This window comes from Saccharothrix hoggarensis (assembly GCF_042678885.1).
Classification (GTDB): domain Bacteria; phylum Actinomycetota; class Actinomycetes; order Mycobacteriales; family Pseudonocardiaceae; genus Actinosynnema; species Actinosynnema hoggarensis.
In genome coordinates, this window is record NZ_JBHTLK010000003.1 from 65,761 (window position 1) to 78,261 (window position 12,501).

The window sequence follows — 12,501 nt, forward strand, 5'->3', positions numbered from 1 at the left end:
AGAGTCGCCAGGGTGGATTACTACGACGTGGTGGTGGTCGGCGGCGGGCACAACGCGCTGGTCGCGGCGGCCTACCTGGCGCGGGCCGGCCGCACGGTGCTGGTGCTGGAGAAACTGGGCCACGTCGGTGGCGCGGCCGTGAGCGAACAGGCGTTCCCGGGCGTCGAGGCGCGGCTGTCGCGGTACTCGTACCTGGTGAGCCTGCTGCCGGACCGCGTCGTGGCCGACCTGGGGTTGCGGGTGGCGCTGCGGTCGCGCGCCGCCTCGTCGTACACGCCCGCGGGGAACCTGCTCGTGGAACGCGATCCCGGCCCGGCGACGGAGGCGTCGTTCCGCGCGCTGACCGGGTCGGACGCCGAGTGGGGCAACTGGCGGCGCTGGTACGGGGAGCTGGACGCGCTGGCGGGCGCGATCGCGCCGACCATGCTGGAACCGCTGCTGTCGCGCGAGGAGCTGCGCCGCCGCGTCGGGCCGGTGTGGGACGACGTGGTGGAGCGGCCGCTCGGCGAGGCGCTGGAGGAGCGGTTCGCGGACGACGTGGTGCGGGGCGTGGTCGCCACGGACGGGCTGATCGGCACGCACGCGTCGGCGCACGACCTGAAGGCGAACCGGTGCTTCCTCTACCACGTGGTGGGCAACGGCACGGGCGAGTGGCGGGTGCCGGTCGGCGGCATGGGCGCGGTGACGGCGGAACTCGTGCGCGCGGCCCGGGAGGCGGGCGCGGAGATCGTGACCGGCGTCGAGGTGACCGGGGTGTCGGCGGACGGCGTCACGGCGGAGGTCGAGTACGACGGCCGGGCGGTGGGCGCGCGCTTCGTGCTGTCCGGCGTGGCGCCGTCCACTTTGGACCGGTTGCGGGGCGTGGTTCCGCCCGCGGTGGCGGAGGGGTGCCAGGTGAAGGTGAACATGCTGCTGGAGCGGCTGCCCCGGTTCCGGAGCGGGGTGGACGCGCGGGTGGCGTTCGCGGGCACCCTGCACCTGGACGAGTCGTACGGGCAGCTGGAGGCGGCGTACCGGGAGAGCGCGGCCGGGGAGGTGCCGTCCGTGCTGCCGGCCGAGATGTACTGCCACACGTTGACCGATCCGTCGATCCTCGCGCCCGACCTGGTCGCCCGCGGGTGGCACACGTTGACGTTGTTCGGGCTGCACACGCCGGCGGCGTTGTTCGAGCACGACAACGACGCGCTGCGGGACGAGCTGGTCGGCCGCTACCTGGCCGGGTTGAACGCCCACCTGGAGGAGCCGATCGAGTCCTGCCTGGCGACGGACGCGAACGGCGAGCCGTGCCTGGAGGCGCGGACGCCGCTCGACCTGGAAGCCGAGATCGGGCTGCCGCGCGGGAACATCTTCCACGACGAGCTGGCGTGGCCGTTCGCGGAGGACGACGACGAGGTCGGCCGGTGGGGCGTCGAGACCGACGTGGCGAACCTGTTCGTGTGCGGGGCCGGCGCGCGGCGTGGCGGCGGGGTCAGCGGGATCGGCGGCCACAACGCGGCGATGGCCGTGCTGGCCCGTCCCTGAGGTCGGCGGGGCTCAGAGGCGGGCGAACAGCTCGGTGACGAGCTGCTGGGCGTGCTCGGTGCGCGCGCCCGAGAGCACGGTGATCTCGACCGTGCCGGCGCGGGCCACGACGGCGGTCCGCACCACCTCGCCCGTGACGGCGGTGGCGCGGTAGGCCTCGTCGTGGAAGCCGGGCAGGTCGGTGGCCCCCGCGTGGTCCGCCCGCCCCTCGGCGAACGACGCCGCGTCGGCCCCGGTCTCGAAGCGCACCTCCGCCGTGCCGCCGTCGTACGCGCAGCGGACGACGTTGCCGGTGATCGTCTGGCTCACCCGGCCCAACCGCAGGCGCAGCGCCGTGCCGACGACGTCCTCCGGCGCGTCGTCGCAGCTCACACCTGCCGAGTCGGTGGCGGGTGGCGCCGGTGGCGTCTGGGACGGCTCGGTGGTGGGCGGCGTGCTCGTGCACGCGCCGAGCGCGAGCAGTGCGACGGCGAGCACGGTCTTGATCACGGCGACTCCCGGGGCGGCGGTTGCCCGTAGTTCGCCCAACCGGCCACCCGCGTTACCGGTGGTGGCGGGCGCCCGGCCGACGACCGCCGCCGAACCCCGCTCAGGTCTCGACCTTCTCCAGCCGCACCACGATCGACTTCGACGTCGGCGTGCCCGACACGGCGGCGGTGGAGTCCAGCGGCACCAAGGGGTTCGCCTCGGGGAAGTACGCCGCCGCGCAGCCCTTGGCGGTCGGGTACGACACGACCCGGAACCGCTCGGCCCGCCGTTCGGTCACGCCCGTCGGGTCGTCCGGCCACTCGCTCACCAGGTCCACGTGGTCGCCGTCGCGCAGGTCCAGCGCGTCGAGGTCGTCCGGGCTGACGAACACCACCCGCCGCCCGTCCTTCACGCCCCGGTAGCGGTCGTCCAGGCCGTAGATCGTGGTGTTGTACTGGTCGTGGCTGCGCATGGTCTGCAGCAGCAGCCGGCCCGGCGGCACCCGCAGCACGGTCAGGTCGTGCGTCGCGAAGTGCGCCTTGCCGCTCCGCGTCCCGGTGAACTCGCGGGCGTCGCGCGGCGCGTGCGGCAGCACGAACCCGTCCGGCCGGCGGACCCGCTCGTTGTAGTCCGCGCACCCCGGCACGACCCGCGCGATCCGGTCCCGGATGACGTCGTAGTCCTTCTCGAACTCCTCCCACGGCACGGGGTGGTCGGGGCCGAGCACGGCCCGCGCCAGCCGGCACACGATCGACACCTCCGACAGCAGCCGGTCGCTCGCGGGCGCCAGGCGGCCCCGCGACCGGTGCACCACCGACATCGAGTCCTCGACCGTGACGAACTGCTCGCCGGTGTGCTGGAGGTCGCTCTCCGTGCGCCCCAGCGTGGGCAGGATCAACGCCGTGCGGCCGTGCACGACGTGCGACCGGTTCAGCTTGGTCGACACGTGCACGGTCAGGTCCAGCTTCCGCATCGCCGCCTCGGTCACCGCCGTGTCCGGCGTCGCGGAGACGAAGTTGCCGCCCACCGCGAAGAACACCCTCGCCGCGCCGTCGCGCATGGCCCGGATCGCCGCGACGGTGTCGTACCCGTGCTTGCGGGGCACCGTGACGCCGAACTCGGCCTCCAGCGCGGACAGGAACTTCTCCGGCATCTTCTCCCAGATGCCCATGGTCCGGTCGCCCTGCACGTTCGAGTGACCGCGCACGGGGCACAGGCCCGCGCCCGGCTTGCCGATCATGCCGCGCAGCAGCGCCACGTTCGCGATCTCGCGGATCGTCGGCACGGCGTGCTTGTGCTGCGTCAGCCCCATCGCCCAGCAGAAGATCGTCCGCTCCGACGTGGCCAGCATCCGCGCCAGCAGCTCCACCTGCGCCCGCGGCAGGCCGGTCGCCTCGTCGACCGCGTCCCAGTCCAGCCGGCGCACGTGGTCGGCGTACTCGGCGAACCCCTCGGTCCGCTCGGCCACGAACTCGCGGTCCACCGCGTCCCACGACAGCAGCAGGTTCCCCACCGCCTGGAACAGCGCCTGGTCGCCGCCCAGCCGGATCTGGAGGAACTCGTCGGCCAGCTGCGTGCCCGCGCCGACCAGCCCGCGCACGTTCTGCGGGTTCTTGAACCGCAGCAGCCCGGCCTCCGGCAGCGGGTTCACCGCCACGATCCGCGCCCCCGCCTTCTTGGCGTCCTCCAGCGCCGACAGCATCCGCGGGTGGTTCGTGCCCGGGTTCTGGCCCACCACGACGACCAGGTCCGCCCGCGCGAAGTCGTCGATGCCGACCGAGCCCTTGCCGATGCCGGTGGACTCCGACAGCGCCGCGCCCGACGACTCGTGGCACATGTTCGAGCAGTCCGGCAGGTTGTTCGTGCCGAACGAGCGGACCAGCAGCTGGTAGAGGAACGCGGCCTCGTTGCTGGTCCGGCCGGACGTGTAGAACACCGCCTCGTCCGGGCTCGCCAAACCGTTCAGGTGGTCCGCGACCAGCTCGAACGCGTCGCTCCACGTGATCGGCTCGTAGTGCGTCGCCCCGTCCCGCAGCACCATCGGCTGGGTGATCCGGCCCTGCTGGCCCAGCCAGTAGTCGGACTTGCCCGCCAGGTCGGCGATCGGGTGCGCGGCGAAGAACTCCGGCCCCACGCGCCGGCGCGTCGCCTCCTCCGCCACGGCCTTGGCGCCGTTCTCGCAGAACTCGGCGAGCTTGCGGTGGCCCTGCGGCTCCGGCCACGCGCAGCCGGGGCAGTCGAAGCCCTCGCGCTGGTTGAGCAGCCGCAACGTCGTCGCGGTCCGGGTCACGCCCATCTGCTCGACGCCGCGCTTGAGCGACACGGCGACACCGGGGAGGCCCGCCGCCCAGCGCTTGGGTTCGCTCACGTCGAGCCGGGACTCGTCGATGTCGTGCCGGGGAGGCTTGCGGTCCATACCCCATAGTGTGCCGCCGGCGCACCCCGCGCGAGCACGCCGGCGGTCCGTCCGATCGCCGGTCGTGCCGAGGCCGACGCGGGACCGCTGTCACGGGCCCCAAGGGGTTGCGATCGGCCCGTGAATCCGGCGTCCTCACCTGCGGCGAGTCCGGTGATCAAGCTCAATTGTGAGCCGCGCCACAATTGAGCGAATCGTCCGAACGGGTGACCCCGTCGGTGCGGTCAGTCCGGACAGCCGTCGACCGGGGACGACGGGGAGCCCAGGTCGAAGTCCAGGCCCGGCGGCAGACCCGGCTCCGAGAACGCGGGCGCCAGGAACCCGCGCTTCGCGGCCGAACACCCGATCGAGTGAAACGTGCCCAGCGACGAGTCCGCCCACAGCCCCGCCACGCCCGGGTCGCCATCGCGCACGGCGTACCTGACCTGGAACCGCGACAACGCCACCACGTCCAACGGCCCGCGCACGTCCTCCGGCCGCTCCGGGGCGAACGCGTACGCGAACGTGTAGTCCGTGCGGACCACCAGCTCACCCTGCGGCCCCACCTCGGCGACCATCTCGCCCCGCGCCCGCGGCGGCACGTCCGCCAACCGCGCGCCCCGGTCCACCCGCGTCACCACCAGCGCCGCCTCGCCGTCGTTGCGGCCGTCGAACAGCACCCGCAGCGACTCCGCCAGGTCCGGCGCGAACAGCCCGAAGAACGGCTCCAGGTCGTGGTCGCGCACCACCCGCGGGTCGAGCCGCGCCGCCACGACCGCCTGCCGCACCCGCGCGTAGGCGTCCGCGACCTGCTCCGCCGTGAAGCCGCCCACCGTCGCGGGCTCCGGCGCCACCAGCCCCGCCTCCCCCTCCGCCCACGCCGCCGCGGCCGTCCCCGCGAACGGCTCCGACAGGTCCACCGGCCGACGCTCCGCCGGCGACCCCGACCCCGGCTCCGACCCCGGCTGCGACGCGAACACCGCCCACGCCAGCGCCACCGCCGCCACCACGATCGCCAACCCGCCCCAGAACCGCCGCCGCGGCAGCCTCGGCAACGTCCGCAGCCGCCTCACCCGCGCCTCGCGCTCGGCCCGCCGCACGGCGTCCCGCGCCCACCCCGCGTCTCGCAGGTCCGGGTGGTCCTCGATCCGGTACTCGTCCACGTGCGCCCCCAGTCGCCGAGCCTTGCCGAAACCGCTAGCAGGTATCTGGTTAGAAGTCGATACCCGCTCCTCCGTAGACTTCGCCCGTGACCGAGACGCCCACCGCACCCCAGCGAACCGAACTCCCTCCGGCGTGGAACCCGGCCGAGGTAGAGGCCGGGCTGTACGAGCGGTGGGTCGAGCGCGGCTACTTCACGGCCGACGCGACGAGCGACAAGCCGCCGTACACGATCGTCCTCCCGCCGCCGAACGTCACCGGCAGCCTGCACATGGGCCACGCGCTCAACCACAGCGTGATGGACGCCCTCACCCGCCGCCGCCGGATGCAGGGCTACGAGGTCCTGTGGCTGCCCGGCATGGACCACGCGGGCATCGCGACGCAGAACGTGGTCGAGCGCTCGCTCGCCGGCGAGGGCATGTCCCGCCACGACCTGGGCCGCGACAAGTTCGTGGAGCGGGTCTGGGAGTGGAAGGCCGAGTACGGCGGCAAGATCCTCAACCAGATGCGCAGGCTCGGCGACGGCGTCGACTGGTCCCGCGAGCGCTTCACCATGGACGAGGGCCTGTCCCGGTCCGTCCAGACCATCTTCAAGAAGCTCTACGACGAGGGCCTGATCTACCGGGCCGAGCGGATCATCAACTGGTGCCCGCGCTGCCAGACCGCGCTGTCCGACATCGAGGTCGACCACTCCGACGACGAGGGCGAGCTGATCTCGATCCGCTACGGCTCGGGCGAGAACTCGATCGTGGTCGCGACGACGCGCGCCGAGACGATGCTCGGTGACACCGCCGTGGCGGTCCACCCGGAGGACGAGCGGTACCAGCACCTCATCGGCACCGAGGTCGAGGTGCCGCTGACCGGCCGGTTCGTGCCGGTCGTCGGCGACGAGCACGTGGACCCGGCGTTCGGCACCGGCGCGGTCAAGGTGACCCCGGCGCACGACCCGAACGACTTCGAGATCGGCCAGCGCCACGACCTGGCCGCGCTGACCGTGATGGACGGCCGCGGCGTGATCACGTTCAACGGCCCGTTCGACGGCCTGGACCGGTTCGAGGCGCGTCCCGCCGTCGTGGCAGCCCTGCGCGAGATGGGCCGGATCGTCGCCGAGAAGCGGCCGTACACCCACTCGGTCGGCCACTGCTCGCGCTGCGACACGGTCGTCGAGCCGCGCCTGTCCATGCAGTGGTGGGTCAAGGTCGAGCCGCTGGCGCGAGCCGCCGGCGACGCCGTCCGCGACGGCCGCACCACGATCCACCCGGCCGAGCTGTCCAAGCGCTACTTCGACTGGGTGGACAACCTGCACGACTGGTGCATCTCGCGCCAGCTCTGGTGGGGCCACCGCATCCCGGTCTGGTACGGCCCGAACGACGAGGTCGTGTGCGTCGGCCCGGACGACGAAGTCCCCGGCGAGGGCTGGGTGCAGGACGAGGACGTCCTCGACACGTGGTTCTCCTCGGCGTTGTGGCCGTTCTCCACGCTGGGCTGGCCCACGCAGACCAGCGACCTGGCGAAGTTCTACCCGACCAGCGTGCTGTCCACCGGCTACGACATCCTGTTCTTCTGGGTCGTCCGGATGATGATGTTCGGCCTGTACGCGATGGACGGCAAGCAGCCGTTCGACCACGTCTTCCTGCACGGTCTCATCCGCGACCAGCACGGCAAGAAGATGTCCAAGGCGCGCGGCAACGGCATCGACCCGCTCGACTGGATGGACGCCTACGGCGCCGACGCCACCCGGTTCACGCTGCTGCGCGGCACCAGCCCCGGCTCGGACCTCGCCGTGGCGGAGGAGTGGGCGGCGGGCTCGCGCAACTTCACCACCAAGCTGTGGAACGCCACCCGGTTCGCGCTGAGCAACGGCGCCACCGTCGACCGGCCCCTCCCGCCGCGCGACGAGCTGACCGACGCCGACCGCTGGATCCTCGACCTGCTCGACCAGCTCGTGTCCGATGTGGACGGCCAGTTCGAGGCGTTCCAGTTCGCCCGCCTCAGCGAAGCGCTCTACCACTTCACCTGGGACGAGTTCTGCGACTGGTACCTGGAGCTGGCCAAGGTCCAGATCGCCGAGGGCGGCGCCCGCGCCGAGGCCACCCAGACCGTGCTCGGCCACGTCCTCGACGTGGTGCTGCGGCTGCTGCACCCGCTCACGCCGTTCATCACCGAGACCCTGTGGACCACGCTGACCGGCGGCGAGTCCCTGGTCGTCGCCGACTGGCCCAAGCCCACCGGGATCGAGCGCGACGAGGTCGCCGCGTCCCGCGTCGAAGGCCTCAAGAAGCTCGTCACCGAGATCCGCCGGTTCCGCTCCGACCAGGGCCTCAAGCCCGCCCAGAAGGTCGCCGGCAAGGTGCGCGGCGCGTGCTGCGTCGACCTGACCGAGCAGGTGGCCGCGGTGCGGTCCCTGACCCGGATGACCGAGCCCGGCGACGACTTCTCCGTCAGCGTCTCGCTCGACGTCGGCCTGCCCAAGGGCACCGTCAAGGTCGAGCTCGACTTGTCCGGCGCGGTCGACGTCGTCGCCGAGCGCAAGCGCCTCGCCAAGGACCTCGCCGTCGCCGAGAAGGAACGCGCCCAGTGCGAGGGCAAGCTCGGCAACGCCGCGTTCCTCGACAAGGCGCCCGCCGACGTCGTCGCCAAGATCCAGGCCCGGCTGGCCGCGGCCAACGCCGAGATCGAGCGCATCCACACCCGCCTCGAAACCCTGCCGCAGGACAACTCGTGAGCGGGTTCGAGACCGGGGCCCTGGAGGAGCTGCGGCAGGTCGAGTCGGAGCTGAACACGCGCTGGCCCGAGACCAAGATCGAGCCCAGCCTCGACCGCATCCGGGCGCTGGCCGACATCCTCGGCGACCCGCAGGCGACGTACCCCGTGGTGCACGTCGGCGGGACGAACGGCAAGACGTCCACGTCCCGCATGATCGACGCCCTGCTCACCCGCATCGGGCTGCGCACCGGCCGGTACACGAGCCCGCACCTGCAGCTCGCCACCGAGCGGATCAGCGTCGACGGCGCCCCCATCCCGCCCGAGCGGTACGTCGAGATCTACCGCGACGTCGAGCCGTACCTGTCGATCGTCGACGCGCGCGGCGACGTGCCGATGAGCAAGTTCGAAGTGCTCACCGGCATGGCGTTCGCCGCGTTCGCCGACGCCCCCGTGGACGCCGCCGTCATCGAGGTCGGCATGGGCGGCTCGTGGGACGCCACCAACATCGCCGACGGCCGGATCGCCGTCATCACGCCCATCGGCCTCGACCACGTCGAGTACCTGGGCGGCGACCTCGCCGGCATCGCCGAGGAGAAGGCCGGGATCATCAAGCCCGACGCCGTCGCCCTGTTCGCGCAGCAGGACCCCGCCGTGGAGCAGGTGCTGCTGCGGCGGTGCGCCGAGGTGGACGCGTCCGTCGCCCGGTTCGGGTCGGAGTTCGGCGTCATCCAGCGCGACATCGCGGTCGGCGGGCAGATGCTGCGCCTGCAAGGGCTCGGCGGCGAGTACGACGAGGTGTTCCTCCCGCTGCACGGCGCGCACCAGGCCGCCAACGCGGCGCTGGCGCTGGCCGCCGTGGAGGCCTTCTTCGGCGCCGGGGCCGACCGGCGGCTGGACGTCGACGCGGTGCGCGAGGCGTTCGCCACGGTGTCGTCGCCCGGCCGGCTGGAACGCGTCCGGTCCGCGCCCACCGTGCTCGTCGACGCCGCGCACAACCCGCACGGCGCCGAGGCGTTGGCGAAGGCGCTGGACGAGGAGTTCGGCTTCCGCAAGCTCGTGGCCGTCGTCGGCGTGATGCAGGAGAAGGACGCCGTGGGCATCCTCAGCGCGCTCGAACCGGTGGTGCAGGAAGTCGTGCTGACGTCCAACTCCTCGCCGCGCGCCCTGGACCCCGACCTGCTCGCCGGGATCGCGGTGCCGATCTTCGGCGAGGACCGGATGGTCGTCCAGCCCCACCTCGTGGACGCGATCGAGGAAGCCGTGCGGCTGGCCGAGGAGAGCGATGACGGTGACGTGGTGTCCGGTGGCGGCGTGGTCGTGACCGGCTCCGTCGTCACGGCGGGCGACGCGCGCGCCCTGTTCGGCAAGGAGCCGTCATGACCACCGGCCCCGACCCGGACGCCGCTTCGAACCCCGCTTCGGTTCCAGCCTCGGACCCTGCTTCGGTTTCCGCCTCCGGCCGGCCGGTTCCCGCGCCGAAGAAGGACCCGATGAAGTCCTTCCGCGGCATCATGGCGGGCACCCTGATCCTCGAAGCGATCGTCGTCGCCCTGGCGCTGCCCGTGGTGGCGAAGCTGGGCGGCGGCATCGGCACCGGCACCGGGTACCTCGTGCTCGGGTTGATCGTCGCGCTGATCGGCACGTGCGCCGTGCTGAAGCACGCGTGGGCCGTGTACGTGATCATCGCCCTGCACGTCGTGATGGTGGCGGGCTGGTTCGCGCTGACCGCGCTCGGCGGCATCGGCGTCGTGTTCAGCCTGGTCTGGGTGTACCTGCTGTGGCTGCGGCGGGACGTCGCCAAGCGCATGGCCGAGGGCCGCCTGCCCAGCCAGCAGCAGCCGTAGCCCTCGCGTCAGCGCCGACGTGCGACCGGTCGGTAGAGCGCCCGCAGGACCACCAGGCAGACGGCCTGCACGCCCAGCGCGATCAGGGCGTGCACCAGCCACGCGCCCGCGAGCGTCGGCCCGCCCCACGCACCGCCCAGGGCGGGGTCGGCGGTGAACGGGTGGCCGATCGCGCCGATGGTGTCGGGCCACAGCGGGTAGAACCAGCCGCGGGCGACGAGGTACACGGCGAGCAGCGCGGGGGCGGTCGCGACCAGGGCTCGGGCGATCCCGGGCCGTGGCTGGACGCCCAGGCGGGTGGCGAGTGCGTTCATGGCGTGAACGCTAGGCGCGACCGCGGGGCGGGGCGTCGTACCGCGGAGCCAACCTCAGCGTCATACCGCGGTACCGGTCGGCATGACCCGTGGGTCGGCGTACTCCGTACCGGTCGGCGTGGCCCGTGGTCCGCCTGCGCTCGGTACCGGGAGCCACCTGCGCCGGGGCCGGCCTCCGAATTCTCCGGCTAACGTGAGACATGCGGTTCGGGTTGTCCTTGGTTCCGGAGTTCGCCTGACCGGGTGGTTCCGACAGCGCACACGTCCGCGACGGAGTCCCGACCCGTCGCGGGACGGGGGCGTGGTCCTCCGCCGTGCGTTGGGCCTGTGTGCGACCGGTTCCGTTCACCCGGAATTCGGCTTCACCGGCTACAAACCGGCGCATGAGCGATGGTGTGGTGAACCGGCGGACGCTGCTGCGCGCCGGTGCGATCGGCACGGCCGCGGCGGCTGTGCCCGGGGTCCTGGCGTTGCCCGGCGGTGTGGCGCTGGCGCGCGGCGGCGACCGGCCGGTGCTCACGCACGGCGTGCAGTCCGGTGACGTGACGGCCGACGGCGGCCTGGTGTGGACGCGCGCCGACCGCCCGTCGCGGATGCTGGTGGAGGTGTCGCCGGACCCGTCGTTCCGGCACGTCCGCACGGTGCGCGGGCCGCTGTTGACCCCCGAGACGGGCGGCACGGGCCGGGTGCGCCTGAGCGGCCTGCCCGGTGGCCGCGAGGTGCACTACCGGGTCGTCGCCGAGGACCTGGACGGCCGCGCCCGCAGCGAGGCCGTGGTGGGCAGCTTCCGGACGGCTCCGCGCGGCCGTGACGGCGTGCGGTTCGTGTGGTCCGGCGACGTGGCGGGCCAGGGCTGGGGAAGCAACCCGGACCTGGGCGGCATGCCGATCTTCGGCGCGATGGCCGCGCGCCGCCCCGACTTCTTCATCAACAGCGGCGACACGGTGTACGCGGACGGCCCGTTGCAGGAGTCCGTGACGCTGCCGGACGGCCGCGTGTGGCGCAACGTGGTCATCCCGGAGAAGCTGAAGGTCGCCGAGACGCTGGACGAGTACCGCGGCCAGTTCGCCTACAACCTGCTCGACCCGCAGTACCGCGCGTTCGCTGCCCGCGTGCCCATGATCGTGCAGTGGGACGACCACGAGGTGACCAACAACTGGTACCCGGGCGAGATCCTGACCTCGCCGCTCTACACCGAGAAGCGGGTGGACGTGCTGGCCGCGCGGGCGTTCCAGGCGTTCCACGAGTGGCAGCCCATCGACCCGAGGCGCGCGGTGGACGGGCGGGTGTACCGGAAGTTCGAGTACGGCGCGCACGTCGAGGTGTTCGTGCTGGACATGCGGTCGTACAAGGACGCGAACACGTCGCCGCGGGACGGTCGGGGCGTCGTGCTGGGCGCGGAGCAGGCGAAGTGGCTGGTCGACTCGCTGGACCGCAGCCGCGCCACGTGGAAGATCATCGCCGCGGACCTGCCGATCGGGCTGACCGTGCCGGACGGCGTGGACATCGAGGGCGTGGCCAACGGGCGGCCCGGCGCGCCGGGTGGCCGCGAGCACGAGCTGGCGTGGGTGCTGGGCGAGCTGAAGCGCCGGCGCGTGCGCAACACCGTGTGGCTGACGGCGGACGTGCACTACACGGCCGCGCACCACTACTCGCCGGAGCGGGCGGCGATCCAGGACTTCGACCCGTTCTGGGAGTTCGTGTCCGGTCCGCTGAACGCGGGCGCGTTCGGCCCGAACACGCTCGACCCGACGTTCGGGCCGGAGGCGGTGTTCGTGAACGCCCCGCCGGTCGCGAACACGACCCCGTTGGACGGCTTCCAGCACTTCGGCGAGGTGGAGGTGTCGCGGGACGGTGAGCTGACCGTGTGGCTGCGCGACATCAAGGGCGCGTCGCTGTGGAGCAAGACCCTCCAGCCGCAGCGCCGCTGACCCTGCCCGCGCCGCGCCGCTGCCCCTGCCTGGGCAGCACCGCTGACGCTGCACCCCCGCAGCGTTGGCGAGGCTGCCCGCGCACCGCTCACGCGCAAGGTTCTGCAAGCACTTGCGGCCGTCTGGCCCTTGTCCGGCCGTAGTTGTCGTGGTTTTGTGCA

The 12,501-nt window shown here is 72.7% G+C and carries 9 protein-coding genes; 5 read left to right on the forward strand and 4 right to left on the reverse strand.

Going from position 1 to position 12,501, the window contains the following annotated elements; all coding sequences use genetic code 11:
* The first annotated feature begins 12 nt into the window (after nt 1-12).
* Nucleotides 13-1,521, forward strand: coding sequence for a phytoene desaturase family protein (locus ACFQ3T_RS01305; RefSeq protein WP_380718783.1), 1,509 nt, complete (start codon nt 13-15; stop codon nt 1,519-1,521).
* Between the two features lie 12 nt (nt 1,522-1,533).
* Here the strand turns inward: ACFQ3T_RS01305 and ACFQ3T_RS01310 are convergent, their stop codons facing one another.
* From ACFQ3T_RS01310 to ACFQ3T_RS01320, 3 genes are all read right to left on the reverse strand, one after another.
* Complete coding sequence (locus tag ACFQ3T_RS01310; protein ID WP_380718785.1) at nt 1,534-2,010, reverse strand: hypothetical protein; 477 nt, start codon at nt 2,008-2,010, stop codon at nt 1,534-1,536.
* Between the two features lie 100 nt (nt 2,011-2,110).
* Entirely contained in the window at nt 2,111-4,405 is a 2,295-nt protein-coding gene (locus ACFQ3T_RS01315) for an FdhF/YdeP family oxidoreductase (protein ID WP_380718787.1), read from the reverse strand.
* A gap of 224 nt (nt 4,406-4,629) precedes the next feature.
* Nucleotides 4,630-5,547 carry a hypothetical protein gene (locus ACFQ3T_RS01320; protein WP_380718789.1) on the reverse strand — a complete coding sequence of 306 codons (918 nt, stop codon included), beginning with the start codon at nt 5,545-5,547 and terminating at the stop codon, nt 4,630-4,632.
* 86 nt (nt 5,548-5,633) lie between these two features.
* Between ACFQ3T_RS01320 and ACFQ3T_RS01325 the strand changes: the two genes are divergently transcribed.
* The 3 genes from ACFQ3T_RS01325 to ACFQ3T_RS01335 all read left to right on the forward strand — a co-directional run bounded on the left by ACFQ3T_RS01325 (nt 5,634) and on the right by ACFQ3T_RS01335 (nt 10,095).
* A complete protein-coding gene (locus ACFQ3T_RS01325) occupies nt 5,634-8,270 on the forward strand; it encodes a valine--tRNA ligase (protein ID WP_380718791.1) in 2,637 nt (878 codons plus the stop codon).
* The gene (folC, locus tag ACFQ3T_RS01330) at nt 8,267-9,631 is read left to right on the forward strand and encodes a bifunctional tetrahydrofolate synthase/dihydrofolate synthase (protein ID WP_380718793.1); all 1,365 of its coding nucleotides are present in this window, start codon (nt 8,267-8,269) and stop codon (nt 9,629-9,631) included. Before ACFQ3T_RS01325 ends, folC begins: the two co-directional genes overlap by 4 nt.
* Before the next feature lie 110 nt (nt 9,632-9,741).
* The gene (locus ACFQ3T_RS01335; protein ID WP_380718795.1) at nt 9,742-10,095 is read left to right on the forward strand and encodes a DUF4233 domain-containing protein; all 354 of its coding nucleotides are present in this window, start codon (nt 9,742-9,744) and stop codon (nt 10,093-10,095) included.
* A gap of 8 nt (nt 10,096-10,103) precedes the next feature.
* Here the strand turns inward: ACFQ3T_RS01335 and ACFQ3T_RS01340 are convergent, their stop codons facing one another.
* Nucleotides 10,104-10,409, reverse strand: a complete 306-nt coding sequence (locus ACFQ3T_RS01340; protein WP_380718797.1) for a hypothetical protein — start codon at nt 10,407-10,409, stop codon at nt 10,104-10,106.
* A gap of 383 nt (nt 10,410-10,792) precedes the next feature.
* On the opposite strand from ACFQ3T_RS01340, the gene ACFQ3T_RS01345 reads away from it, so the two are divergent.
* Nucleotides 10,793-12,340, forward strand: coding sequence for an alkaline phosphatase D family protein (locus tag ACFQ3T_RS01345; RefSeq protein ID WP_380718799.1), 1,548 nt, complete (start codon nt 10,793-10,795; stop codon nt 12,338-12,340).
* Nucleotides 12,341-12,501 lie beyond the last annotated feature (161 nt).